21 protein-coding genes are annotated in these 22,868 nt (G+C 42.1%); 5 read left to right on the top strand and 16 right to left on the bottom strand.

Features of this window, described 5'->3' with window-relative positions; genetic code table 11:
- Positions 1–70: 70 nt before the first annotated feature.
- From H1R16_RS07580 to H1R16_RS07570, 3 genes are read right to left on the bottom strand one after another with little or no spacing between them, the layout of a single operon-like run.
- On the bottom strand, positions 71–685 hold the full coding sequence (locus H1R16_RS07580; protein WP_181887177.1) for a hypothetical protein: 615 nt from the start codon (positions 683–685) through the stop codon (positions 71–73).
- Positions 686–702: 17 nt separating this feature from the next.
- Complete coding sequence (locus H1R16_RS07575; protein WP_181887178.1) at positions 703–1,257, bottom strand: hypothetical protein; 555 nt, start codon at positions 1,255–1,257, stop codon at positions 703–705.
- Between the two features lie 11 nt (positions 1,258–1,268).
- The gene (locus tag H1R16_RS07570; RefSeq protein ID WP_181887179.1) at positions 1,269–1,820 is read right to left on the bottom strand and encodes an RNA polymerase sigma factor; all 552 of its coding nucleotides are present in this window, start codon (positions 1,818–1,820) and stop codon (positions 1,269–1,271) included.
- A gap of 93 nt (positions 1,821–1,913) precedes the next feature.
- Between H1R16_RS07570 and H1R16_RS07565 the strand changes: the two genes are divergently transcribed.
- The 4 genes from H1R16_RS07565 (at position 1,914) to porW (ending at position 6,303) form a co-directional block, all read left to right on the top strand.
- Complete coding sequence (locus H1R16_RS07565; RefSeq protein ID WP_181887180.1) at positions 1,914–2,663, top strand: Rossmann-like and DUF2520 domain-containing protein; 750 nt, start codon at positions 1,914–1,916, stop codon at positions 2,661–2,663.
- Positions 2,653–3,171, top strand: coding sequence for a KdsC family phosphatase (locus H1R16_RS07560; RefSeq protein WP_181887181.1), 519 nt, complete (start codon positions 2,653–2,655; stop codon positions 3,169–3,171). Before H1R16_RS07565 ends, H1R16_RS07560 begins: the two co-directional genes overlap by 11 nt.
- A gap of 3 nt (positions 3,172–3,174) precedes the next feature.
- The gene (locus H1R16_RS07555) at positions 3,175–3,756 is read left to right on the top strand and encodes a Maf family protein (RefSeq protein WP_181887182.1); all 582 of its coding nucleotides are present in this window, start codon (positions 3,175–3,177) and stop codon (positions 3,754–3,756) included.
- 75 nt (positions 3,757–3,831) lie between these two features.
- Positions 3,832–6,303 carry a type IX secretion system periplasmic lipoprotein PorW/SprE gene (porW, locus tag H1R16_RS07550; RefSeq protein WP_181887183.1) on the top strand — a complete coding sequence of 824 codons (2,472 nt, stop codon included), beginning with the start codon at positions 3,832–3,834 and terminating at the stop codon, positions 6,301–6,303.
- A gap of 55 nt (positions 6,304–6,358) precedes the next feature.
- Here porW and tsaB read toward each other — a convergent pair whose 3' ends face one another.
- From tsaB to rpiB, 7 genes are read right to left on the bottom strand one after another with little or no spacing between them, the layout of a single operon-like run.
- Positions 6,359–7,039 (bottom strand): tRNA (adenosine(37)-N6)-threonylcarbamoyltransferase complex dimerization subunit type 1 TsaB, encoded by a 681-nt coding sequence (gene tsaB / locus H1R16_RS07545; RefSeq protein ID WP_181887184.1) that lies wholly within the window; start codon positions 7,037–7,039, stop codon positions 6,359–6,361.
- A 23-nt stretch (positions 7,040–7,062) separates the two neighbouring features.
- Positions 7,063–7,815, bottom strand: coding sequence for an SDR family NAD(P)-dependent oxidoreductase (locus H1R16_RS07540; RefSeq protein ID WP_181887185.1), 753 nt, complete (start codon positions 7,813–7,815; stop codon positions 7,063–7,065).
- An 11-nt stretch (positions 7,816–7,826) separates the two neighbouring features.
- Positions 7,827–8,198, bottom strand: coding sequence for a YraN family protein (locus tag H1R16_RS07535; protein WP_181887186.1), 372 nt, complete (start codon positions 8,196–8,198; stop codon positions 7,827–7,829).
- A gap of 4 nt (positions 8,199–8,202) precedes the next feature.
- Positions 8,203–9,138 carry a S66 peptidase family protein gene (locus tag H1R16_RS07530; protein ID WP_181887187.1) on the bottom strand — a complete coding sequence of 312 codons (936 nt, stop codon included), beginning with the start codon at positions 9,136–9,138 and terminating at the stop codon, positions 8,203–8,205.
- Positions 9,131–9,817 (bottom strand): LysE family translocator, encoded by a 687-nt coding sequence (locus H1R16_RS07525; RefSeq protein WP_181887188.1) that lies wholly within the window; start codon positions 9,815–9,817, stop codon positions 9,131–9,133. Before H1R16_RS07525 ends, H1R16_RS07530 begins: the two co-directional genes overlap by 8 nt.
- A 28-nt stretch (positions 9,818–9,845) precedes the next feature.
- Complete coding sequence (gene rnr / locus H1R16_RS07520; RefSeq protein WP_181887189.1) at positions 9,846–11,996, bottom strand: ribonuclease R; 2,151 nt, start codon at positions 11,994–11,996, stop codon at positions 9,846–9,848.
- 29 nt (positions 11,997–12,025) lie between these two features.
- A complete protein-coding gene (rpiB, locus tag H1R16_RS07515; protein ID WP_181887190.1) occupies positions 12,026–12,457 on the bottom strand; it encodes a ribose 5-phosphate isomerase B in 432 nt (143 codons plus the stop codon).
- A 608-nt stretch (positions 12,458–13,065) separates the two neighbouring features.
- On the opposite strand from rpiB, the gene H1R16_RS07510 reads away from it, so the two are divergent.
- The gene (locus H1R16_RS07510; RefSeq protein ID WP_181887191.1) at positions 13,066–14,256 is read left to right on the top strand and encodes a phosphoglycerate kinase; all 1,191 of its coding nucleotides are present in this window, start codon (positions 13,066–13,068) and stop codon (positions 14,254–14,256) included.
- Between the two features lie 175 nt (positions 14,257–14,431).
- On the opposite strand, the gene H1R16_RS07505 is transcribed toward H1R16_RS07510, so the two are convergent.
- The 6 genes from H1R16_RS07505 to H1R16_RS07480 are packed head-to-tail and all read right to left on the bottom strand — an operon-like array spanning position 14,432 to position 22,836.
- Positions 14,432–15,265, bottom strand: a complete 834-nt coding sequence (locus H1R16_RS07505) for a class I SAM-dependent methyltransferase (RefSeq protein ID WP_181887192.1) — start codon at positions 15,263–15,265, stop codon at positions 14,432–14,434.
- A gap of 35 nt (positions 15,266–15,300) precedes the next feature.
- Positions 15,301–17,163, bottom strand: a complete 1,863-nt coding sequence (gene mnmG, locus H1R16_RS07500) for a tRNA uridine-5-carboxymethylaminomethyl(34) synthesis enzyme MnmG (RefSeq protein ID WP_181887193.1) — start codon at positions 17,161–17,163, stop codon at positions 15,301–15,303.
- Positions 17,164–17,219: 56 nt separating this feature from the next.
- Positions 17,220–17,627: an rRNA maturation RNase YbeY gene (gene ybeY / locus H1R16_RS07495; protein ID WP_181887194.1), complete on the bottom strand. Its 408-nt coding sequence runs from the start codon at positions 17,625–17,627 to the stop codon at positions 17,220–17,222.
- Between the two features lie 2 nt (positions 17,628–17,629).
- Complete coding sequence (locus H1R16_RS07490) at positions 17,630–19,795, bottom strand: patatin-like phospholipase family protein (protein ID WP_181887195.1); 2,166 nt, start codon at positions 19,793–19,795, stop codon at positions 17,630–17,632.
- A complete protein-coding gene (locus H1R16_RS07485) occupies positions 19,796–22,246 on the bottom strand; it encodes a bifunctional UDP-N-acetylmuramoyl-tripeptide:D-alanyl-D-alanine ligase/alanine racemase (protein WP_181887196.1) in 2,451 nt (816 codons plus the stop codon).
- Positions 22,243–22,836 (bottom strand): thymidine kinase, encoded by a 594-nt coding sequence (locus tag H1R16_RS07480; protein ID WP_181887197.1) that lies wholly within the window; start codon positions 22,834–22,836, stop codon positions 22,243–22,245. Before H1R16_RS07480 ends, H1R16_RS07485 begins: the two co-directional genes overlap by 4 nt.
- Positions 22,837–22,868: the final 32 nt, after the last annotated feature.

Here is a 22,868-nt window from a genome sequence, read left to right as displayed (position 1 = left end):
ATAACTTCAAACAAAACGACCTTCACAAAATACATTGCAAAGGTCGTCCAAACATTAAAAAAATAAACTATTATGGTCGTCTGCTCTGGGTTCTGAACCCGTTATTGTTATTGTTTCTACCTGGTGCACTACCTGGAGTCTGATGCAAAGTACGGCCGCGCTGTTGTGGTCTGGCCGACTCACCCCTTGGTGTCGCCCGGTTTTGGTTATCATTTTTTCTTTCCAGGATCTTTGTGCGCATCATTCCTTCATTCTGGAACATTTCAAGGATTTGTTGCGGCTTCAGGATCTTCTGAAATTTTTCCGAATATTTACGGCGGTTGTTCATCAACTGCTGGCCTAGTTCAAAACTTTTATCCAGTTCCTGCTTAGCATCACGGTCATTCATACCTTCGAAATTCCTGCTGGCTTTAAACCTTTCCTTAATTTGTTTCTGGCTTTCCTGATACTCATTATAAAGTGTACGGAAATCATCTTTCTTATCAGCCGGGACATCCAGTTCCTCCATCATCATGTTTTCTCTGAACTGCTGCAGCAATTCCTGCTTTTCTTCAGGCTTCATTTTACTTATAAGATCTTTCCGCTGCTCGGGCTTCATATTGCGCCAATCCTTTTCTTCCTGCGCATGAAGCGAGTTAAGGAAAAACAAAGCCAGGAAGCTTAAGACTAAATTAATTCTTTTCATTTTTTCCCGGATAGATGTTAGTTATATAAATCGAGATACACATCCTGTTCTGCGTTCATGGATAGTGCCGCAATATCTTCCGCACTGAACTCGTCCAAAATCATATCCATTTTCACGTCTGCTCTCGGCGACGTTGCCATTACCATTTTCCCCGATGGTTTTACAGTGTTCTTTTCGGGTTGTCTTTCTTTTTGATATTCATTTTCTGCCAAGGTTAAATCTTTTGCAAGAACTGCGTAATTTTCTGATGCAGCAGAAGGCTGCGGAACTTCTTCGGAATCTATAGTGGTGCTTGGGGTTATCGCTGCATCCTGAGAAACGGACTTCTGCGCTAAAGTATTTTCAGTACCCGATCCAGCATTATATACAAACGTGCCACCTGCGATTAAAGCCAGGGCTGCTGCGGCAACATACCAGCCCTTACTCCGGGATCTCCCAATAGTTGGTGTGGGAACATTCTCCTTGGATTCCCGTAAAGATTTCAGAACACTATCCTGCACCTCGCTGAAAAAGTCCGGTGGTGCTGTGTAAATATTCTTACGTTCCAGTTTTTCTATATCTAAATTTTTCATCTGTGGTTAAATTACGATTCGTAATTTGCTTTTATATATTCTTCAATCTTTTGTTTGGCATAATGATAATTGGTCTTTAATGTTCCTACAGACATATCTACAATCTGTGAGATCTCTTCGTAGGGCAAATCATCATAATACCTCATCATAAATACCAGTTTCTGCTTTTCCGGCAACGTATGTATCGCTTTTTGAAGCAGCAACTGTATCTCGTCTCCACCAGCGCCTGCGTTATCGGCTACAAGGTTCATCAGATGATAATCCGGGTCCTCGTCGGACTTCTGCATCTTCTTCATCCTGTTCAGCTGCTGCAGCGCCTCATTGGTTGCTATCCGGTACAGCCATGTGTACAATTGGCTGTCCTGCTTAAACTGATGGAAGTTCTGATAGACCTTTATGAATGTATCCTGAAGCACATCCTGAGCCAAATCATGGTCTACAATCATTCGCCGTATATGCCAATACAGCCTGCTCTGATAAGTATCCATCAATTTACGAAGACCTTTTTCCTGGCTTCGTTCCTCCTTCATCATCGCAATTATTTCTGCGTCTATAGGCTTCATTGGGTGCTTCGTGGTTTGGATGGTAAATATAATTAAAAGTTAAATTAATGTGTCAATTTTTAGTCCAAACGCCTAAAGGCTTATATTTGTTAAATGAACATTGTAATCATAGGTTCGGGCAATGTAGCGTATCATCTGGCAGGTATGTTTGCAGACAGCCGGATTCCGGTACATCAGGTATTCGGAAGAAATGAAGGCGCACTGACAGAGATAAACAGTAAATTTAAAATACCCGTCTCCACCACTGAACTGTCTGATGCTGATTTATATCTGATCGCAGTAAGTGATCATGCAGTAGCAGAGGTATCCGGGACTATCCGAAGGCAGGATTGTCTGGTAGCACACACATCGGGCTCACTTCCTGTGGATGTTTTACGCGGCAATTACCGTAAAGCCTGCTTTTATCCTCTCCAGACTTTCAGTAAGGCGAAGCGACCTGACTTTTCTTCAATTCCTTTTTTCATAGAGGCAGATTATCCTGGAGATGCTGATATGCTCATCGAGCTGGCAGGTAAAATCTCAGTAAACGTGATGGAGAGCACTTATGAGAAAAGGAAGTATGTACATCTGACAGCAGTGTTTGCCTGTAATTTCGTGAATCATCTTTTCAGCCGCGCAAAGGAAATTTCAGACAGACAGAATATTCCGTTCCACTATTTCAAGCCTCTGATTGAAGAAACTGTGGAAAAAATATCCTTTATGGAACCAAGGGAAGCACAAACCGGGCCGGCAGTGCGCGATGACCGCCGCATTCTGAAACTGCATGAGGAACTTCTGGATGGCACTACGCTGGAACTGTACAAAATGATGAATCAGTCAATTAAAGAAATGTATGAGTTATAAAGAAAACCTGAAATATATAAAGGCTTTTGTATTTGATGTAGACGGCGTCTTTACCGACGGCGGTGTCTACCTGATGCCCGGAGGCCATATGTGCCGCGTAATGAGTGTGCTGGACGGATATGCTGTGGTAAAAGCCATAAAGGAAGATTACCTCATTGGTGTTATTACGGGAGGGAACGATCCTGATGTAAAGCACCGTATTCATTACCTTGGAATTCAGGATTACTATCCAAAATCGCCTGATAAGTCATTAGATTATGAGCATTTCAAAGCTAAATATGGACTTAGTGATGATGAAATCCTGATGATGGGTGACGATATTCCTGACATCAGGATAATGGAAGTGGCCAAAATTGCAGCCTGTCCTAAAAATGCAGTTCCGGAGGTAAAAGATGTCTCTCATTATATTTCTCCTGTAGAAGGCGGGAAGGGCGCAGTACGCGACGTGATAGAACAGGTGATGAAGGTGCAGGGTAAGTGGACCGAGGATAATACAAAAAGTGTTTGATATATGAAGAAAAAAATACTGCTGGCCTCCGGTTCCGCTCGCAGGAAGGAATTGATGACACACCTAGGCTATGATTTTGAAGTTGTAGTTCCGGACTGTGACGAGTTCTATCCTGATGATTTACCTGCTGATCAGGTCGCGGGTTACCTGTCTGAACTGAAGGCAAACAGCTTCCAAACAATCGGCGAAGATGAGATCCTCATTACTGCCGACACTGTAGTGGTACTGGACGGTCAGGTTCTGGGGAAACCGCAAAAAAGGGAGGAGGGAATTGCAATGCTGAGAAGTCTGTCCGGAAAAATGCATCGGGTATACACAGCTATTACGGTACGCAGCGCAAAGTACACTACCACTGAGGTTGATGTGGCAAATGTATATTTTGACACCATTGAGGGACAAGAAGCTGCAGCATATGTTGACCGCTGCCAGCCCATGGACAAAGCGGGAAGCTATGGCATCCAGGAGTGGTTGGGAATGGCGAAAATAAATAAGATAGAAGGCAGTTTTTATACTATAATGGGGCTTCCTACGCACCTGCTATACAGAATTCTTCAGGAAATCCTGGAGGTGAATCACGGAAAATAAATATTCGCTAATTTTACAGACGTACGGCGTAGACTTCCAACAATAAAAGGCACGTTATCAAGTTATAATACTGCAATGAAAAAAACAATTCTCTATATATTTCTGGCCTCAGTACTTTTGGCCTGTGCTGCAAAGAAACCTGAAAAGCGCTCCCGCTTCCTTATTGGGTTTAAGACAGAATACAATACTCTTTTTAATGCTAAGGATGCATTAGATACAGAATTTACCGGACGCAGCAACGCACATAAAGATAATTTCTACGCACCATATATCAATATTCTGACGTATGAGGAACAACCTGTGGGCAGCGACATCGGGCAATCAACCGCTTTTGCAGAATCCAGCGCCGGGCGTAAACCCGGATCTTCGGCTCCTGCTCAGTCGACAGGTGAAAACAAAGGTGCTTCAATACTGGAAATTGCTGAGGCAAAAGCACTTAAAACAATTGACAAATACTCCGTCATCCGTGACGGGCAGGAGAAAAACGACAAAATCTTTGATGCATATATCACACTTGCTCAGGCACGGATATACATGGGCAAAAATCTCCAGGCACTGGACGCACTCAGCACTCTGATGCTAAAAATGAGAGAGGACAAACGGTTACCATTGGCCAAAATCTACCAGGGAGTTGCGTATGCAAAGATGGATGATCATTTTAAAGCACATGAGATATTTGCCAACCTAAAGAATTCAGATCTTAAAAAAGAATACCGCAAGCTTTTGAGCATTTATTACTCAGAATCTCTTCTGGAAGCAGGCAAAAAAGATGCTGCAATAGCTGAACTTTCCAGCGCGTTTGAAGTGAACAACAACAGAAAATTGAAAAGCAGGATTACCTACCTGCGTGGCCAGGTGTTGGCAGAGCAGGGCAAACCTGCACTGGCACGCGAAAGTTTTGAGTCAGCTTATAAATATGCAAATGATTTTGAATTTGAAGTAAAATCACAGATTGAAATTGCAAAGACCTACAACAGCAAAGATGATTACAGCGGGGCCAGGAAGTATCTGGAAGGAATCAGTAAAAAAGGCACTTATGCTTCCCGAAAAAATGAATTTTATTACGCGCTGGGGTTAATGGCTGCCAACGCCGGCAAGAAGGCTGAGGCTCAGGATTATTTCCGTAAGTCCCTGGCAGAAAAGGTATCCGATCCTCAGATCCGGGGCCTCAGTTACTACGAGATTGGCCGGGGCTATCTTACGGACAATGAATATATTTCGGCCGGTGCCTATTACGACTCTGCAGTCACTACGATGACCTATGAACCAACGAGAGTATTACTTCAGGAGCAGACGAATAATATCAAAAAACTGGCGCGCAACTATTATCTGATAAGGAAAAATGATAGTCTTCTGGCCCTGGCAAAGATGAACGATGCGGATCGTAATGCATATTTCAGCAAGTATATTGAAGATCTGAAGGCCAGGGAAGATGCCATGGAAAGGGAGCGCATACGGGCAGAACGGACCAAAGGATTTGATACGGGCGATTATTCTTCAAACTCGGTTTTTGCTTCCGCAAACGGTTCATTTGAGAATTTTGGGGCGGCCGGAAAAGGCTTTTATTTTGCCAATACAGGTGCTGTATCCAAAGGATCATCTGAGTTCAAGAATGTTTGGGGAAGCCGTAGTCTGGCCGATAACTGGCGCTATTCTGCAAAAATGTCTTCACTGGAGGATGCAAAGAATGAAGCGCTGGGACTTTCGTCAGTAGCAGATCCACGCCGCTTTGAACCTTCGTTTTATATCGAAAAGATCCCAAGAGACCAGGCATCCCTGACCAAGCTGAAATATGCGCGTGACACCGCTTCTTTAGGAATGGGGATTATGTATGATGATTACTTTTCCAATACTCCGTTGGCCACAAAAACCTTATATGATCTTGTTGATAACAAACCTGAGGAAAAAATAATGCTGCAGGCACTGTACGAGATATTCTCCATGAATTATGAGAATACTCCTGCCGCCTCTGAACGTGCAAAGCAAATCCTGCTCACCGATTATCCGTACACTTCCTATGCAGAGTTTGCACGCAACCCACGTAACAGCAACTTCCTGAAATCCAATCCGGATGCCGAGAATGCCTACCAGACATCCTTTGCGCTTTATCAGGGTGAACAGTTTGATGCCAGCCGACAAATGGTAGATGAATCGCTGGCCAGATTTCCAAAAGATGCTCTTGTGCCGAAATTTGCGCTGCTTAATGCCTTTATTGCCGGTAAAACAAGCGGTAAGGAGGTAATGATCCTCCAGCTGGAACAGATAGCCCTTAATTACGAGAATACGCCCGAAGGGCAAAAGGCTAAAGAAATGCTGAACTGGCTAAAAAGCGACCTGAAAGTGCAGATGACAGATGAAAAAGGAAATGTACTCAAAACCGGTAACAGTCCGCAGACGACGCCAAAGGCTGAGGCCGCGGCCCGAGAGGAAGAAAAAAAGAACCGCCTTTTAGAGCAAAGGCAGATGGAACAGGAGATGGGGAATGAAGTAATAATGAGTACTGAAGCTCAGCAGAAAATTCAAACTGCACCGGCCAGGAAGAAATAAGAGAAAGCGAAGTTAAATCTTCGCTTTTTCTGTTTTCAGCAGAGGTTATCCTGAATTATTTTGGGCTCCCTTTCTTCTTCACGCCCTGGAAGTCCTTCAGATAAAAAGGTTCAAAATACGCTACGTCTTCAAACTCAGCTGCGGTATACTTCCGTACAGCTTCGTCCGTTAAATACTGTGCAGAAGGGTAGACGGTATCATTGAAATCAGCATTTGGAAGGTTTAAAATTTCCTGTGCCTTCGTAGCGCCATCGCCTACAATAAGTACTTTTTTATCAGACAGATATTCCAAAGGACTCTCATCCAGAACAAGCGCCTGGGTAGGTTGCTGCAGTTTACCCGTCTGGCCGTCATACAGCGCCGTATAAACCTCCGTACGCCTCGCATCGACCATTGGAACGATCAGATCATAATTCTGTCCTAAAAAGGGCTTAATCATCGTTTCCAAAGAATTGACAGCAATCAGCGGAATTTCCAGACCAAAACAGAACCCTTTTGCGGCAGACGCTCCAATCCTGAGACCGGTATAAGATCCCGGACCCATACCTAACGATATGGCGTCTAAATCCTTCAGCGATAGGTTTGCTCCCTCCAATGCCCACTGCACAAAGGTATGCAGGCTTTCCGACTGTTTATAATTGTCTGAAACTTCTTCGCAAAGACAGAGCAGTTCCAATCCATCCGAAATGGCTACAGAACAGTTTTTGGAGGAGGTTTCGAGGTGCAGTATCTTCATGTGTTTATTGACAGTTATTGATGTTATAAATTCTTATATACCGTTCGCGGCTCACTTTGGGCGCTTGGGTAAACGGTAAGGTCAGATATCGCTACATGTGCGGGAGTACTTATGCAGTACAGGATAGCATCCGCAATATCTACAGGCTCAAGTGCTTTATAACCCTGATACACGGTAGAAGCTCTTTCTGCATCTCCTTTAAAGCGTATTTTGGAGAAATCTGTTTCCACCAGTCCGGGCTGTATGTTGGTGACTTTTATTCCGAATTCAGTAAGTTCCAGACGCATCCCATCGGAAATAACATCCACCGCCTTTTTTGAGGCACAGTAAACAACACCGTTAGTATAAGTTTGCCTGGCAGCTACCGAGGAAATATTCACAATATGTCCGGATTTCTGCTGCTGCATAATCGGCATAATCTGTTTGGAAACATAGAGCAGTCCTTTCACATTTCCGTCCAGCATCGCATCCCAATCATCTACATCTCCGTCGGCAAGAGTATCCAGGCCATGTGCATTACCCGCGTTATTGATGAGTACATCTATGTCCTGCCAGTCCTGGGGAAGGGAGTTAACCGCATTTTCCACATCAGTTCTGTTTCTCTGATCAAAACAAAGTGTATATACTTCCGTCTGTTCAGAAAGTTCAGTTTTTACATCTTCCAAAACATCGGCACGACGGCCGCAGATGATGATCCGGTAATTATTTTTGGCAAGTAGAGTGGCGGTAGCTTTTCCAATTCCGGAAGTTGCGCCGGTAATGAATGCAGTTTTCATTTAATTAAGATTTAGTTGGCGTCCATAGCTTCAAACGCACTTTCAATATGGGTAATTTCCAGTTTGCCCGTTGCATCAGGAAGTACAGATATGATGTCAAAACGAACCTCTTCTTCCAGGTTGTTCTTTTTCATGTACTCATCTGCCGCGGTTACAATAAGGCGGATTTTCTTCCGGTTTACGGCTTCGTGAGGTTCCAAAAATGCATCAGATGCCCTCGCTTTAACCTCTACCATAATTATTTGACTATTAGAGGAAGCAATGATATCAATCTCGGCTTTCTGATAGCGGAAATTGGAATCTTTAATGATATATCCTTTCTCCTGAAGATAACTTTTTGCAAACTCTTCAGCCAGTTTTCCAAAATCATTGTGTTCAGCCATAACGCTATCTGTTTTGGTTTACAATTACGTTATCTCCTACGGCCATACTAACCTGAGCGCCGATAATTAAGGGCCTGTTATCATGAATATGTCCGTTTGGAAATCCAAAGATCGCCGGAAACTTATATTTGGTTATTCTGTTACTGATTAACTGATAGGAAAAATCATCAAAGCTATCTTCATAATTCTGATTTTCGGCTTCTTCCTCCATAAGTGTCATGCCTCCAATAATCAGTCCTTTAATTTTTTTGAAAACGCCTGCCAGTTCCAGTGCCATCAGCATACGGTCCAGCGCGTAATATTTTTCCCCGATTTCCTCAATGAAAAGAATCTTATCAGCAAAATCAAAAGAGTAGGGAGTACCCAAAAGAGCGTAGATAAGCGCCAGGTTTCCCCCAACCAAAATACCGTTGGCTTTACCGCCGTGGTTATACTTAGTGGACTCTATCTCATAGTCCGGAATCTTTCCCTGCAGGATATCAACTGTAAGGGAATAGCCCAGATCTGAAACCCCAAAACCGGAAGTCTTAAGGGTTTGGGCATGAATGGAAGCCACACCTTTCCTGAGCAGATAGCTTTGAATCGCCGTATTATCGGAGTATCCAATATACCATTTTGGTTTTTTCAGGAATTCTGAAATTTCAAGATGCGGCAACAGATGTTGGCAGCCGTATCCGCCGCGAGAAGTCCAGACTGCAGATATATCAGCACTGTTAAGAGCCCAGTTCATATCGGCAGTCCTCTCTTCCTCAGTACCTGCGTACTGATATCCAAATTTATATGAAGTGTAGAGATTACGGCCTAAAACCGCCTCATAACCATTATCTTCAATTATGGAAAGTCCCTTTTCCAGCTGCTCTTTCTGCACCATTCCTGCAGGAGAAATAACGGCAATGCGGTCACCTTTTTTTAAAGAGGGCGGGAATACGATCTTACTCATAGTCTAATAATTTCTGTTCTTTTTTCTCTGCTTCCTCGAGTTTCTTATCAAACTGATTGAACATCTTAAAACTCTGCAGAAAGATGAATATACTGAATCCTATGAGAATAAATCCGACACCACGCCGTATCTGATTAGCCAGGCGCTGGGTAAGTTTATTATGGAACTGCTTGGCCAGAGTAATCTTGAGGAAATCAATCGCCAGATACGTACCAATAACAAGAGCCATATACAACAGAAAATCATTATGGTCCGGATAGGCATTGCGGACAGAAATTACCGTTACCAACCAAAACAGTACAACACCTATATTCAGGATATTGAAAAAGAAACCGTTCAGGAAGGTTTTCAGATAGTTCTGACTGATCATCTTCTCCTCGCCAGCCAAGTGCATTTTGGTCCTGGAAACAATCATATATACCGCATAGATGAGTACAATAAAAGCTGTTATCCGGTAAAATCCCGGATGCTTATCGATGATCTCCACCAGATCCCCACTTGCAAAATAAGCGGCGCCAATACATATTACATCAGCAACAAGCACCCCAAGATCGAGCGCAAGGGCATGCCGCGGACCCCGGGAGAAACTGGTTTCAATAAGCAAGAAAAATATAGGCCCGATAAATACCAGACTCAACATTACTCCAAGACCTACTGCTGACAATATAAGTTCTACCATTCTAATTTTAAGTTTGGTAACAGCAGTTTTAATCTACAATTTTAAAATCAAGCTGTTTTGCTATAAGATTGGCTTTCATCACCTTAATTTTCACTGTATCTCCGAGCTGGAACTGCTTTCCATGACGGGAACCTCTTACGGAATGGGTAGTTAAGTCAAATGAATAGTTATCATCCGTCAGGTCGCGAAGTTTGATGAGGCCTTCGGCACCGTTTTCCGGGATCTGCACCCAGAAGCCGAATTCTGCTACACCGGAAATCACACCTTCGAAAGTTTCGCCAAGGTGCTTTTCCATGAATTTAACCTGCATAAACTTAATACTGTCACGCTCGGCATCTGCTGCAAGACGTTCCATAGCAGAACAGTGTTTTGCTTTTTCTTCAACATCATTTCTGTTCGGCGATTTTCCGCCGTCCAGATAATGCTGCAGCATTCTGTGAGCGATCAGATCGGGATAACGTCGGATTGGCGATGTAAAGTGCGAATAATACTCAAAGCCCAGACCATAGTGACCAATTGGATTTGTAGAATAAACTGCTTTACTCATGGACCTCATAGCCAGTGTTTCAATCATATTCTCCTCTGGTTTGCCTTTCACTTTCTGTAAAAGTGAATTCATACTTTCCGTAACCTTCCTGGTATTTGCCAAATCCATTTTATATCCAAAGGTGGATACAAAATCACGCAGTGCCTCCAGCTTCGTAGGGTTAGGATCGTCGTGTATACGGTAGATGAATGTATTGTTTGTAGGTGTTCCTTTCTTGTTCAGGGATACAAATTCAGAAACTTTTCTGTTGGCCAGCAGCATAAATTCCTCAATCAGATGATTGGAATCCTTGCTTGTCTTAAAGTATACACCAATCGGTTCATTGTTTTCGTCCAGATTGAAGCGGACCTCACTTCTGTCGAATGTTATGGCACCGTCATTTATTCTTTTTTCTCTCAGGATCTTGGCCAGTCTGTTAAAAGTCAGGATCTCTTCTGCAAGATCGCCTTCACCGGTCTCAATGCGCTCCTGTGCCTCCTCATAGGTGAATCTCCTGTCTGAATGTGTTACAGTGCGGCCAAACCATTCCTTTTTAATTTCGGCCTTATCATCCATTTCGAAAACGGCAGAGAAGGTATATTTATCCTCATTCGGTCTCAGGGAGCATACACCGTTACTTAAAACTTCCGGTAACATAGGTACCACACGGTCCACAAGGTAAATTGAAGTTGCTCTGCTGTAAGCTTCATCGTCCAGACGCGTGCCGGGGCGCACATAATGAGAAACATCGGCGATGTGTACGCCTATTTCCCAATTTCCGTTCTCCAGCTGCCTGATAGAAAGTGCATCATCGAAATCCTTGGCATCTTTTGGATCAATGGTGAGGGTTAGGGTTTGCCTCATATCCCAACGTTTCGCTGCTTCCTCATCCCTAACTTCACGGTCTATGGCATCGGCTTCAAGTTCAACTTCTTCCGGAAACTCATAGGGAAGACCATACTCTGCCAGGATAGAATGTATCTCTGTTTCATGTTCACCGGGGGCACCCAGAACCTGCGTGATTTCGCCTTCCGGATTTTTATCTCCGGGACGCCATCCAATCATTTTTACAACCACCTTATCTCCATGGTTGGCACCGTTGAATTTATCCTTCTTCACGAATATATCTGTACTGAAATTCTTTTTGTCAGAAACAACAAAACCAAAGTCCTTGTGTGCAATGTATTCCAAAGTACCTACGAAATCGGTACGCTTTCGCTGGGTCACTTCCACTACGGAACCTTCAATCTTTTTACCTTTATACTGGTACGTTACGATCACCACCGTGTCGCCCTGCATGGCATCCTTTACATTCTTGGAGTGAATGAACACATCATCATCCAGTTCCTCTACCTTTACATAGGCATTGCCGCTTTGGTTAAAATCGATGGTACCTGTAAGTGTACCTTCAATTTTTAGGTTTATGATGTATTTGCCCTTAGAAACTTCCTCAATACGCTGATCAGCCAGAAGTTTATGAAGTGCCTGTACAACCAACTCACGCTGGCGGGGATTCTTAAAATCAATCCCATCTGCAATCTGTTTATAATTATAAATCTTTGTAGACTGCCTGTTCATAAACTGCAGAATGGCCTTGCCGATTTCCTGTAGTTTCTGAGTATTTTTGGAGGATATGTATTTGCCTTTTGCCATATAAATAATGTGATATTGGTTAATTTTTTTTAGCAGGAAGCTATTTTTGCTACTCTGCCTGCATGTCTTCCTCCCTCAAACTCCGTGCTAATAAACTTCTCAATGATTTCAACTGCAAGTTCAAATGCAATAAACCTTGCAGGGATTGCAATCATATTTGCATTATTGTGCTGACGTGAAAGTTCTGCCAATTCAGGCATCCAGCACAGTGCGCAACGGACATCCTTATGTTTATTTGCTGACATCTGGACACCGTTCCCGCTACCGCAAATCAGTATACCCAACTCATTATCACCCGTTTCAACGGAATTGGCTGCAGGATGAACAAAGTCCGGATAGTCCACAGACTCTGCCGAATCAGTACCGAAATCCTGAATCTCAAAACGTCCGCAGAAATGTTCTTTCAGCTTCTCCTTATACTCGTATCCCGCGTGGTCACACGCTATAGCTAATTTTTTCATGTTTACTTTATATAATGCCCAATGCCTACAAATTTAGGATTTATAATATAAATACAGATTCTTGAGGATTATAAATGAGGGTGGAAGATGGTCGATATTCTTTTACGGCTAAATTGTATTGCAGGAAACAGCTTTTTCCACCAGTATCATGTGAGGATAATAGGGAAACACTGTTGGTAAGTCCCGGGAACAAAAGCTTTCGCAGCCCGGATATTTTTATAATGGATTTTCTTTCCGGATAATCAGCAAAAAATTAAAAAGAAGTTCACCTGCCGGCGGTAGCATTTTGCTAATATCAGAACTACTGATAGTGGGGTGGACATGAAAATACTAACAATTGGGGATAACAGGACTAAAGTGCTGTTAACTAACATCATTTTATTGTTACTAAACTGTGATTTCAGGAACGTTTCTGTGTAGTGAAATAATTCAAGGTTATTTCTCCCCAAATCCCCGAACTACAACAACAGTATTCATATTCTTTTTATATAAAAAAATAATAATGTAGATAAGATGAGTCGTTGGGGATTGGGGAATTTTAAATTGTTTTTAATTTTTAATCATCCGAATAAGTGTTAAATTTGTGCAACTAAAAACAGGGTGATTTTATGAAAACAATAAATGATTTTAACTTTAAAGACAAGAAAGCCCTGGTTCGGGTTGATTTCAATGTTCCGCAAAGTGCTGACCTTAAAGTAACAGATAATACCAGAATCCAGGCCGCAAAAGAAACTGTGGAGAAAATCCTGAATGATGGAGGTTCCGTAATTTTAATGACTCATTTGGGACGGCCTAAGGGTAAAGTTTCTGAAGAATTTTCACTGAAGAATATTGTTCCCGAGATCGAAGAAGTTTTTGGCAGGGAAGTTCAGTTCTGTAAGGACTGTCTTGGTAACGAAGCTGTAAAAATGACTGGTGAGTTAAAACCGGGCAGCATTCTATTACTGGAGAATCTTCGTTTTTATAATGAAGAAGAAGCGGGTGATAAAACGTTTGCAGAAAAGCTGGCTAAATATGCTGATGCTTATGTGAATGATGCCTTTGGTACTGCACACCGTGAACATGCTTCCACTGCAGTTATCGCTCAGTATTTTCCATCGACTAAGTTTTTCGGTTTATTAATGGCCAAAGAAATTGAAGCTGTTGAAAAAGTTCTTCAGAAAGGGGAGAAGCCTGTAACTGCAATTATTGGTGGATCCAAGGTTTCGTCTAAGATAACTATTATTGAAAATATGCTTCCGGCTATTGATAATCTTATTATTGGTGGTGGTATGGCATTTACTTTCGTTAAGGCTTTAGGAGGCAGCATTGGCACATCAGTCGTAGAGGAAGATAAAATGGATCTTGCTCTCGATATTCTGAAGCGTGCAGAAGCTGAAAATGTAAAAGTTTATTTGCCGGTTGATGTGATAGGTGCAGATGAATTCAGTAATGAAGCCGATACTAAGGAGATGGATATTTATGAAATACCAGAAGGATGGATGGGTCTGGACGCGGGTCCAAAATCCCGTGTACTGATTCATGACGTAATTTTAAGTTCAAGAACTATTTTATGGAACGGACCGATCGGTGTGTTTGAAATGCCAAGTTTTTCAGCTGGCACAGTTGCTTTGGGCGACAGTATAGCGGAGTCTACCCGCAACGGAGCCTTTTCACTTGTGGGCGGAGGAGACAGTGTAGCCTTTGTAAAGCAGTTTGGTTATGAGGGTAAAGTAAGTTATGTTTCAACCGGCGGTGGAGCAATGCTGGAAAGTTTGGAAGGAAAAGAGCTTCCAGGAATCCGTGCTATTAATAATTAAATTTCTTCCCAGATAAAATTGAAAAGGGCGTTCTCGATTGAGGACGCCTTTTTCTTTTTTAAAAATTGTAATCATACTTATTTTAAAATTTTACAGAGTTTATAAATTTATCAGTGTATCACTTTAATTTTTCCAAAATCATGTTTAATGGCTAAAAATGACCTTCTGTAATGCCTTAAAAATCGATTTTCTCATTTTTTCTAATAATGTATATCAGACTGGAAAATTCGCCGTTTTTTGATGCTTTAAAATTAGAAATTGCCCCGATCACCGCACCTTTAAGCCAGAATAACGATGATTTTTTATATTTTTCGCTAAGCATTGAAATATAGAATGAGTCGAGTAGGAGTGGTTTCACTTTTACAACTTTCCATTTTTCACTCTCCATTAAATTGGTCATTCCAGATCGTGTGAAATGATATAGATGTCTTGGTACATCCCAGGCAGCCCAAAATTCTTTATACTTGTGGGCGTCAAAGGATCCTGGATTTGGAACAGCAACAATTAATACCCCGTCCTGGCGAAGTTTATTCCGGAATAGATGCAGCATCTCTTTTTGGTTTTCTATATGCTCAAATACATGCCACAGAGTAATAGCATTCAGACTTTCGTCCTGTATATCGGACAGATCTGAAATAATTGCTTTCTCACCGGATTTTGTTACTGCTGCATTTCTCGCAGCCTCGTTTGGTTCAAAACCGAATGCTGTAAAATCCTTCTGGACATATTTTATAAACTCGCCGGCACCACATCCATAGTCCAAAATTTTCCCTTTAGCAGGAATTTCAGCGGCTACTATATTTCTTTTATAATTAAGATTTATTTTTTGAAGAATCTTATATACTTTTTCTTTTATGCTTCCTGAATCCTGGTGGTGGGATATGTAATCTTTGCTTTCGTAATAGGGAGCAAGATTGGCCGGCACCGGACTGGTTTTTAAAATACCGTTGATTGCTGTTGACTCTAAATCGAATGATTCGCCAGTTAGGAAATGATCCTTTATTTTCATAAAATATTGTATTGTTTCACGTGAAACATTTTAATTTATCTTCCCAAATATATAAGCAGGACATTAATATCTGCTGGAGAAACACCGCTGATTCTGGATGCCTGGGCTATTGTTTTCGGATTTACTTTAGTCATCTTCTGTTTAGCTTCGGCGGAAAGCGATGTTATAGCCTCATAATTAAAATCTTCAGGAATTTTAATTGTTTCCAACCTGTTCAGTTTAGCCACATTTTCTTTCTCCTTTTCTATGTATCCGCGGTATTTAATATTGATTTCTGCCTGTTCGCGCACCTCCTCAGCGTATGTAGAACTTATTTCCCTGATGCCTTCAATATCTTCAAGCTTTTCAAGACTCATATTTGGTCTTGTCAGTATCTGAGCAGCTCTGTAAGCCTGGTCTACGGGTGATGAATCGATAGTCTGCAACACCGGATTTATGACACCTGGTTTCAGTGAATAATCCTTTAGGAATGCTTCCAATTCGTTACTCTTTGTAATTTTCTCTTCGGCAGTTTTCAAGCGTTCTTCACTTGCCAAGCCAATTTTATAACCTTTTTCTGTTAACCGTACATCTGCATTATCCTGTCTTAGCAGCAGTCTGTATTCGGCCCTGGAGGTAAACATTCTATAGGGTTCTTCTGTCCCTTTTGTTATCAGGTCATCAATCAATACACCAATATACGCCTCATCTCTCTGGAGTATAAAGTCATCTTTGCCATGAACTTTATTGTGTGCATTTATGCCGGCCATAAGGCCTTGTCCTGCGGCTTCCTCATAACCTGTAGTTCCGTTTATCTGTCCGGCGAAATAAAGATTTGCAATGAGCTTTGTTTCCAGGGTATGGTTAAGTTGGGTAGGAGGGAAGTAGTCATATTCTATTGCGTATCCAGGCCGGAAAACCTTTACATTTTCAAATCCCGGTATATGTCGCATGGCTTTGATCTGAATATCTTCAGGTAGCGATGAACTGAAACCGTTAACATAAATTTCGCATGTTCTCCAACCTTCAGGTTCTACAAACAACTGATGTCTGGTACGCTCTGCGAAACGGTTAATTTTATCCTCGATACTTGGACAGTATCTGGGGCCAGTACTCTGAATCGTACCGTTGAACATTGGACTTCTTTCAAAACCTTCACGCAGAATATCATGTACTGTTTCGTTTGTATAAACTATATGGCAGCTCAACTGTCGAGTCAATTTTGGAGTATCTGTGTAGGAGAACTTCTGAGGTTTTTCATCACCTTTCTGTTCCTCCATTACCGAGTAGTTAAGGCTCCGTCCGTCCACCCTCGGTGGAGTACCGGTTTTCATACGACCAGCTTCGAAACCCAGCGAAACAAGCTGTTCAGTTATCCCGAACGCCCGTGGTTCGCCCATCCGACCGCCGCCGAGTTGCTTATCACCTACGTGAATTAATCCATTAAGAAAGGTGCCGTTTGTAAGAATTACAGACTTTGACCTTATTGAAATTCCAAGTGAGGTTACAACGCCTACTGCACGGTTATTCTCTATTATAAGGCTCTTTACCATATCCTGGAAGAAGTCCAAATTCGGTGTGTTTTCAAGTGCTATCCGCCATTCTTCTGCGAACATCATCCTGTCGTTTTGTGTTCTTGGAGACCACATGGCCGGACCCTTGGATAAGTTAAGCATCTTGAACTGCACTGCAGATTTATCGGCAATGATACCGGAATATCCACCCAGGGCATCAATTTCGCGAACGATCTGTCCTTTTGCAATACCACCCATAGCTGGGTTACAGGACATCTGTCCGATAGTCTGCATATTCATTGTTACAAGAAGTGTGCTGGACCCGAGATTTGCGGCTGCCGCGGCTGCTTCGCAACCGGCATGTCCACCGCCTACGACAATTACGTCATATGTATCTGTAATCATATTAAATTTTGTAGTTAATGTTTCACGTGAAACATACAGGAAAAATAAATCAGCATTTATATTAACGCAAGATAAAATTCTTCCTTATTACGCATTTCCGCCGCCTCTTCGGTAGTTTTGTCTTTATATCCGCAAAGGTGGAGTATACCGTGCGCCAAAACTCTTTTTAGCTCCGTCACAAAGCTGGAACCTAATTGTTCAGCATTCTCGGAAATGCGCGGCAAAGATACGAAAATATCACCCGAGACTGTTTTACCCTTCACGTAATCAAAGGTGATCACGTCTGTATAATAGTCGTGATTTAGAAAGTCACGGTTTACCTTAAGTAAATATTCATCGTTGCAAAAAATATAGTTGACTTGTCCGACCTTGAAACCTTCTGATTTTATAAGCTGAATCAACCATTCCTTAATGGTCGGTTCAATTTGAATCTGGTCGATATCCTCGAAAAAATATTCTATCATCGTTAAAAATAATGTCCTAATATTACACTGAAAACACCTGTCTGCCGCTCAAAAGAGTGGCTGTAATTTACTTTTATCTGTCCGACCGGAGATTTATATCCCGCGGTTAAACCAGCCGACGATTCTGAAAGGAAAAAAATATCATCAACCTCAATATCATTGAAAAGATTGGCTGCGCTAACAGTCAAGTCGGCAAAGAAATTTTTGTAGACATTTACCTGCAGTGTATTTGCTGCCATCAGTATATTCCTGGTGCTGTGCTCGCCAAACTGATAGCCCTGTAAAGCAAAGAAATTGCCCAAATTCTGCTCGAAAATCCCTCCTGTACGGTACAGTTTATAACTTGAAATATCTTCACCTAGGGTTAAGCCTCCAGCCAACAGGAGCCTGTAAGTAAACAGTCTGGAAAGCGGAAAATTTAGCTGTGCAAATAATCGTGTCTGAAAGGTTCGGCCTTCCTGATCTTCGTTCAACAAATCCAATAATTTCCCTTCAGCACTCAACAGTATTCCTTTGGTAGGGAAGCTCCGGTCGTCCTGTGTATCAGATTTAATGAACAGGTATGGATTTACCATACTTTCTACATCTGTATAGTCCGACTGGCCAATTCCTTTTGATTCATAATAATCATGACTTATTCCACCCCCAACTGCGTATTTATCCTTCCAGATGGACTGTATAAAGGCTTCGGTACGCAGCCAGTTCCAGCTTTCCACTCTGTTTACATTACTGTCCCTCAGGTCCAGTGACATGCCGGAGGCATATAATCCGAATCCGGGTATATATCCGTTGTCAATGAAATAATTGAAATAGTACCGTGGCTTATCTCCTACTACCAAATCCAGGGAAACAATAGAATTCCTGAACAGGAGCCGTTTGGCAGTAGCGTTGATTAGCAATCCTGTTTTAAAAACCTCGTCATAATGAAGTCCGAATTTTAAGAAAAAACGAGTCTCATCTTCTGTAACATTTAGTTTCAGAACATTGCTTTCTTCACCCTGAATGATATCATAGTTAATAAGCTTATAATTGTTTGTGGCGTACAGTTTATCCACCATTTTGTTAATAGTGCCATAAGTAAGGAGAGCGGGCAGGCGAAGGTTCATTTTACCTTCAATATAGTTTTTCCGAAATATGCGGTTGTTCTCCACCACCAGACTGTCGATCTTGTAAAGATTACTGTATAAGAGGTTCATTGGAGTACGTAACAGAGTCTGCTCACGCCTGGGAAGTTGGGATAAGACAGGAACATATTTTTGTGCCTCAACATAGCCGGAATCCAGTATGGCAGCCTTCGCGTCGTAACTGGTAGAGTTCATACCGGTAAGGTCTGGACGTATATTGATATCCGTATATTTATACTGCGCACGGGTTTCCTCTTGAATTCCGTAATCAATTACCTGATTTAAAATATCCAGCGCACTGCGCATATTTTCCCTGCTGGCTAATCCCTGGCTGAGATCTACTCCTATCACAACGTCAATTCCCTTATCTTTAAGTGGCTTAGAAGGATAATTAATGGTCATTGCCCCATCAATATAAAGTGAATCACCAATCTGAACGGGATCCATAAGTGAAGGGAAGGCAGAACTCGCCATAATCGCGCTTACCAGATCTCCTTTTTCAAAGATTTCCATCTTACCGCTTTCCAGGTTTGTGCCTATGCACAGAAACGGGATTGGTAACTGGGAAAAATCTGTTGTAGTGGATACGTTTTTAAAGAGCTCGCGTAACAGATAGATATTTTTCTGACCCGTAGATATCGCTTTCGGCAGTATATTTATCTTACCGTCTTTTATTGGAACTGTAAGGATATATTTATCTACAGATTTATTGAAAAATGTTGTTTCCTGCCTCGTTTTCTCATTGGCAATTATATTGTAGAAGTCCGTATCCAGAACTATCTTTTCAATGTCCTTTCCTGTATAGCCGGAGGCATAAAGCCCGCCTACGATCGCACCCATACTGGTGCCTGAGATGTAGTCCACTTTAACACCCAGAGAATCGAGCACTTTAAGAACTCCTATATGAGCAAAGCCTTTGGCGCCGCCACCTGAGAGTGAAAGTCCAATGCGGGGATTTGGGGGTAGTTTAAAACCTTCCTTTACCTGAGCCTCAAAATAAAGCACAGCCAAACACAATAGAAACAGACAAAACGTTTTTCTCATTCAATTTTTTATATAGATTCGTTTAACACGTCTTGATATGGAAGTCAAAACCTCGTAGGGTATGGTCTGGCAATATTCAGCAAACTGTTCCAGAGTGGGTTTGGAATTAAAGATGACAACCTCAGAGCCTTCCTGAACTTGCAGAGTCCCAATATCCACCATGAGCATGTCCATGCATATATTTCCCACTATGGGGCAAAGCTTTCCATTAATCGAGACGAAGCCTTTCCCGTTGCCTATCATCCTGGGGATACCGTCGGCATATCCAACGGGAATGGTGGCGATCCTGGTGTCTGTACCAGCGATATGGCGCCGGCTGTAACCAATGGAATCACCTGCCTTAACATGGGAAATCTGCGAGATTACTGTTTTGAAAACTACTGCATTTTGAAGCTGTTTTTTAACAGCAGGATCATTAGATATACCCACCATTCCGATTCCTATCCTCACCATATCAAACTGATATTCTGTGAATGATGTGATCCCTGCCGAATTCAGGATATGGAGAACGGGCCGGTAGCCCAGCGCATTAATCAATACATCAGTGTTACATGAGAATACTTCAATCTGGCTCAATGCATAATCACGCTCGTCAGACATATCTGAGGTGGACAGATGACTGAATATACTGGCCACTTTCAGATTCATTGTATTCAGCTTCTCAGCAAGCAGCATAAGTTCTTCACTCTTGAAGCCGAGACGGTGCATGCCGGTTTCCAGCTTGATGTGGATGGGATACTGTTTATCTACCCCAAGTTCATTCAGCGCGTTCCAGAAGAGTTCAAGAACCCGGAAACTGTATATTTCAGGCTCCAGATTATATTCTATAATGGCATTATAACTGTGTTGCTCGGGGTTCATCACGATGATTGGTGTAGTAATGCCATTCTTTCGCAGGTCCATACCCTCATCGGCATATGCGACTCCAAGATAATCTATATGATGATGCTGAAGAAATTCAGCTATTTCATAGCCGCCAAGGCCGTACGAGTAGGCTTTCACCATCGCCATCATTCTGGTTTTCGGTTTCAGCAGTGCTTTGTGAATGTTTATGTTGTGGAGTAGTGCATTCAGATTAACCTCCAGAACGGTGTCATGTTTCTGGAGTTCCAGCAGATTTTTAATTTTTTCGATGGCAAACTTTCTTGCTCCTTTCAGCAGGATAAGAGAATCTTCAATATGATTAAGCGTTTGACTTTCGATCAAGTCGGCGGAATCTTTATAGATATAAGATTTTGCCTGAAAAAGAGCATGATACTGGGTGATAACTGATCCGACAAGATAAACACGGTCAAAATCCTGTTCATTAACCAACTGTGCGACTTCCTTATAGAGCTGATCCGGTGGTTCCTTTACATCGATGATATCTGTAAGGATAAGGACTTTTTTAACCTTCTTATATTCCTTTATAAACTGGAAGGCAATTTTTAATGAATCCACGTCCAGGTTAAAAGAATCATTCACTACCAGATTACCCCGTACACCGTGCACCGATTCCAGGCGCATTTCAATGGCTTTCAACCCGACCAACTTCTGAACAATTTCTTCATTACTTACCTGCAGTTCCTTCAGTACTGCAATAAGTGCAAGAACATTTTGAAGTGTGGCTTCATCTTTTTGGGAAAGGTTGAATTTAAAAACATTATCAAAATAGGAAACTGTTATTTCATTGGAGAAGTTGTCCCAACCTGACTGGACAAATAGTTTATTATGGGGCCCCAATCCGTAAGACACCAATTTTCTGTCAGGATATCGTAAGGATACCGCATCATAAATTCCGGGATGGTCGCCATTAAAGATAATGACTGAAGAATCTTTGAAAAATTTAAGTTTTTCATCAATTAACTCACTTTCCGTAGAAAAATTTGCCGAGTGCGCCGTGCCAATATGGGTCAGAACACCTATCTCGGGCGAAAAGATAGCAGCTAATACTGCCATCTCGCCAGGCCTGGAAATTCCGGCTTCAAATATTCCAACTTCATGTTTTTTGCCGGTCTGAAGTATAGACAGTGGAAGACCTGTTTGAGAATTGAAGCTTTTTGGACTTTTTACTGTATCAAAAATATTATAAATACACTGATAAAGCCACTCCTTGACTATCGTTTTACCATTGCTGCCCGTAATTCCTACAGTTTTTAAATCAGGGAAGGATTTCAGGTGGTATTTAGCCAGTTTCTGAAGAAACAGCACAGAATTTTCAACCAGGATCCAGGTGATTCCCTCCTTGTCACAGGCTTTGTGCTCGGCAATAATAATCCTTATACCTCTTTCCAGAACATCGGAAATATATTTTTCGCCACTGTTCTGACTCGTATTAATGGCAATGAAGGCACGGTCCTGAACAGCAAAGAGGTTTCTGCTGTCAAATGAAATATTTTTCACGGTTACGGATGCGTCACCGATAACCTTACTGCCGGTGATTTCGGCTATCTGGGCTGCTCTATAGTTCATTCCGGCAAAGTTTTATTAAGTACGTGATCAGCAAAAACACGTCGGCTCACAGCTTCATAGTTCTCAGTTTCGCCCAGTTCTACCAGATTAACACTTTCTGAGGTTCTCATGGAATAATTGGCCAGGTTGCCCGTCCTCCTGCAGATGGCGTGCACTTTCGTAACATATTCGGCAGTAGCCATGAGATAGGGCATGGAGCCGAACGGCCGTCCCATAAAATCCATGTCCAGACCTGCTATTACTACTCGTACACCGTTGTTTGCCAGATTATTGGCTACTTCCACAATACCACTGTCAAAAAACTGAGCTTCATCAATCCCAACCACATCGCACGTTGAGCCCAGAAGAAGAATTTCGTTGGAACTTTCAACGGGTGTGCTGCGAATCTTATTCAGGTTGTGGGACACCACTTCTTCCAGCCCATAACGGGTATCTATCTGCGGTTTAAAAATCTCTACTGTCTGACCGGCCATTTCGGCACGTCTGAGACGGCGGATCAGTTCTTCCGTTTTACCCGAAAACATTGACCCACAGATTACTTCCATCCAGCCGCTTTGTTTGGAATGATTTATTGTATTTTCTAAAAACATTTGTTATTTTAGCCGTATAAACAAGTTCAAAA

Origin of the sequence: Marnyiella aurantia (assembly GCF_014041915.1) — a bacterium.
GTDB lineage: Bacteria > Bacteroidota > Bacteroidia > Flavobacteriales > Weeksellaceae > Marnyiella > Marnyiella aurantia.
This window is presented reverse-complemented; position numbering and strand designations above follow the sequence as displayed.